General features: G+C 61.8%; 4 protein-coding genes. 2 read left to right on the forward strand and 2 right to left on the reverse strand.

All coding sequences use genetic code 11. The features are described from left to right. Window positions 1-61 precede the first annotated feature (61 nt). Window positions 62-892, reverse strand: a complete 831-nt coding sequence (gene queF, locus ACW9I6_RS31380) for an NADPH-dependent 7-cyano-7-deazaguanine reductase QueF (RefSeq protein ID WP_177022890.1) — start codon at window positions 890-892, stop codon at window positions 62-64. 57 nt (window positions 893-949) lie between these two features. After that, entirely contained in the window at window positions 950-1474 is a 525-nt protein-coding gene (gene copI / locus ACW9I6_RS31385; protein WP_177036327.1) for a copper-resistant cuproprotein CopI, read from the reverse strand. A 156-nt stretch (window positions 1475-1630) separates the two neighbouring features. Here copI and ACW9I6_RS31390 point away from each other — a divergent pair, with 156 nt between their 5' ends. Both ACW9I6_RS31390 and ACW9I6_RS31395 read left to right on the forward strand, forming a co-directional pair. Continuing rightward, window positions 1631-2311, forward strand: a complete 681-nt coding sequence (locus ACW9I6_RS31390) for a heavy metal response regulator transcription factor (protein WP_003218936.1) — start codon at window positions 1631-1633, stop codon at window positions 2309-2311. Next, on the forward strand, window positions 2311-3663 hold the full coding sequence (locus ACW9I6_RS31395; RefSeq protein ID WP_457340203.1) for a heavy metal sensor histidine kinase: 1353 nt from the start codon (window positions 2311-2313) through the stop codon (window positions 3661-3663). The genes ACW9I6_RS31390 and ACW9I6_RS31395 overlap by 1 nt, the downstream gene beginning before the upstream one ends. Window positions 3664-3734 lie beyond the last annotated feature (71 nt).

Genomic DNA, 3734 nt, shown 5'->3' on the forward strand with positions numbered 1-3734 from the left:
ATGCTGGCTGATACACCGCTTTCGCGAGCAAGCCCGCTCCCACATTTATTTTGGGTGAAGGCTACTGTCGAGCCAGGCGCAGGTTCTGGAACTGCTGCTCTTCAGTACTGCGGTACGGGTTGATATCCAGTCCGCCACGCCGCACATAGCGCGCATAAACCGTCAGTTTCTCCGGCTTGAGCAAGCGCTGCAGGTCGAGAAAGATCCGCTCCACGCACTGTTCATGGAAGTCCGAGTGCTGGCGGAAGCTCACCAGGTATTCCAGCAGGCTGGCATGATCCAGCGCCGCGCCGCGGTACTCCACCGCCACACTGCCCCAGTCAGGCTGGCTGGTCACCGGGCAGTTGGACTTGAGCAGATGACTGTGGACGCTCTCCTCCACCACGCGCGAATCGTCGCAACGCAGCAGTTCCGGGCGCGGGTGCTCGTAGTTGCTGACGGTAATGTCCAGGTCATCAATGCACACACCCGGCAACGCGACCACGCCTTCGGCTTCAACCTCGCCCAGGCTGCGGATGCGCACGCCAACCGGCTTGCCGGCCGCTGCACTCAGGTCGGTGCGCAACGTCGCTTCAAGGCTTTGCACATCGGCAAACGCGGTTTGGTTCAGCGAGTTGAGGTACAACTTGAACGACTTCGACTCGATAATGTTCGGCGAGTCGGCCGGGATACTGAACTCACCGATGGCCACCACGGGTTTGCCGGATGGCAGCAGCCAGGACAGTTCGAAGCAGTTCCAGAAATCCACGCCTTTATACGGCAGGGTCTCGGCACTCAGGCCCAGCTCGGCCCACTTGGCGGCGCGAGGAATCGGGAACAGCAACGACGGGGTGTAGGTGGAGATGTATTCACTGGACTTGCCCAGCGGCGAATGTTCGGCTGCGGGATGCATGGCGGAAACCTGGCTAAATAAACGCCGCCATTCTACCCGCCTTTGCCCGTCAATGGCTTACTGGCTGACGGTCAGCTTGCCGACCATGCCCGCCTGGTAATGCCCCGGAATGTTGCAGGCAAACTCCAAGCCGGTGGCCTTGGTGAAGGTCCAGGTCAGCTCGGCGGTCTTGCCTGGCTCTACCAACACGCTGTTGGGGTCGTCGTGCTTCATGCCTGCCATATCACCATGCCCCATCGCACTGTGGTCCATTTTGCCCATGCCGGTCGCCGTCAGCATGCCGCTGGCCTGCATCTGCAGCATCTCTTTCTGATGCGCTGCGTGCATGGCGGCATCGCCAAGGTTGAATTCATGAAGCAACTGGCCTTTGTTGACCAGCACAAAGCGCACGGTCTCACCGGCTTTTACATCAATAGCCTTGGGCGAAAAGGAAATGTCCTGCAGCACCACTTCCACCGTGCGCGTGGCCTTGGCGGCGGGCGCAGCCTCACCGAAGGCGAAGGTTTCAGCCGGGGAAGCCAGCGCCGGAAGACTCAGCGCCATCAGGCAGCCCGCCAACAACCAGGATTTACGTAAAAACATGCTCACACTCCAAAGGTTCGGAATCAGTCTGTGGGACACTTTACGAACGCGCCGCTGCCAGCCAGCTGACTGCCAGATTACAACTTTGTCAGCTTGAGCCGGCTGCCGGATGTGCGCGGTATAACGTCTGTGTTCCCGTAAAACCATGAGCCGCCCATGAAACTGCTGATCGTCGAAGACCAACCGAAAACCGGCCACTACTTGCGCCAGGGGCTGGCCGAGGCCGGGTTCAACACCGAGCTGGTGGCCGACGGCACCAGCGGCCAGCACCTGGCGCTGACCGGTGACTACGACCTGTTGATCCTCGATGTGATGCTGCCAGGTCGCGATGGCTGGCAGATCCTCCAGGCCGTACGCAACGCCGGGCTCGACATGCCGGTACTGTTCCTTACCGCGCGAGATGCCGTGGAAGACCGGGTGCATGGCCTGGAACTGGGCGCCGACGATTACCTGGTCAAGCCCTTCGCCTTCTCCGAACTGCTGGCCCGGGTGCGCAGCCTGTTACGCCGTGGCAGCAGCCCACCCCAGGAAACCAGCCTGCAACTGGCCGACCTGCGCATGGACCTGATCCGCCGCCGGGTAGAGCGCGACGGCCAGCGCATCGACCTGACGGCCAAGGAGTTTTCCCTGCTGGAACTACTGCTGCGGCGTCAGGGCGAAGTCTTGCCCAAGTCGCTGATTGCCTCCCAGGTGTGGGACATGAACTTCGACAGCGATACCAACATCATCGAAGTCGCGATCCGCCGCCTGCGCCTGAAGGTCGACGACAACTTTCCCAACAAGCTGATCCATACGGTACGCGGCATGGGCTACGTGCTTGAGGAGCGGTTCAGTTGATGAAACGGATTTCCCTGGCCAGCCGCCTGGCGCTGTTGTTTGCTGGCTGTACCGCCGTGGTTTCATTGCTGGCCGGCGTGCTGTTCAACCATGCCAGCGAGGCGCACTTTATCGAGCTGGACCAGCAGTTGCTCGACGGCAAGATGATAGCGCTGCGCAGCACATTGCAAGGTGCCGACACGCCAGAACGATTTGCCTTACGAGAAACAACGCTGCGAGAAGAACTCAATCGCCAGCCCGACCTGGCCCTGCGCATCACCACCGGCGATCAGCGCTGGTTCGACGGCGCTCCCGGCATCACCCTGCCCCAGGCGCCTGGCCTGCACAGCGTGCAGAACGCCGGCACCGATTACCGCGTGTACAACGCGCCGCTGATTCCTGGAAACGCTGACTCGCCACGCCTGACGCTGATGCTCGACATCACCCACCATCAACACTTCCTGCAACGCATGCAGCATCTGATCTGGCTGACCGTCGGCCTTTCCGCCCTGGCCACCGCCCTGCTCGGCGCCTGGGCCGCCCGCAGCGGGTTGCGACCGCTGAGGCGCATGAGCGAAGTCGCCAGCGGCGTCTCTGCCCACTCCCTGACCCAACGCCTGCCCCAGGAACAAATGCCCGCCGAACTGGCGGAACTCGCCCAGTCCTTCAACGCGATGCTTGGGCGCCTGGACGATGCCTTCCAGCGCCTTTCGGCGTTTTCTGCCGACATCGCCCATGAACTGCGTACGCCACTGTCGAATTTGCTGACACAGACCCAAGTCATCCTCACGCAGCCACGGGCGCTGGAGGACTACCGCGAAGCCCTGCACAGCAACCTGGAAGAACTGCAATGGATGGCGCAGTTGGTCAACGACATGCTGTACCTGGCCAAGGCGGACCATGGGCTGCTGGTGCCCAAGCGCGAAACCCTGGTGCTGGCGGACGAGGTGGAGGCATTGCTGGAGTTTTTCGCGCCGCTGGCGGAGGACGTCCAGGTGCGGCTGGTTCGGGAAGGCAGCGCCAGCACTTCAGGTGACCGCAGCATGTTGCGCCGGGCGATTTCCAACCTGCTGGATAACGCGTTGCGGTTCACCCCGCCGGGTGGCGAAGTCAGCGTGCGGATTGTCGAGGGGATGCAAGGCGTGACGCTGAGTGTGGAAAACACCGGGGAAGGCATTCCCGAGGCATTGTTGCCACGGTTGTTTGACCGGTTTTACCGGGCAGATCCGGCGCGTCATGAAGGGAGCAGCGAACATGCGGGGCTGGGTTTGGCGATTACCCAGTCGATTGTGCGGGCCCATGGGGGGCGGATTTTCTGTGAGTCGGGGGCGGGATGGGCGAGGTTTGTGATGGCGTTGCCGCAGGGGTATTGATGCAAGCTGTAGCGGCCCTTTCGCGAGCAAGCCCGCTCCCACATTTTGACCGAGTGCATTCAGGAAGAACG

Source organism: Pseudomonas sp. SDO5522_S412, from assembly GCF_054071215.1.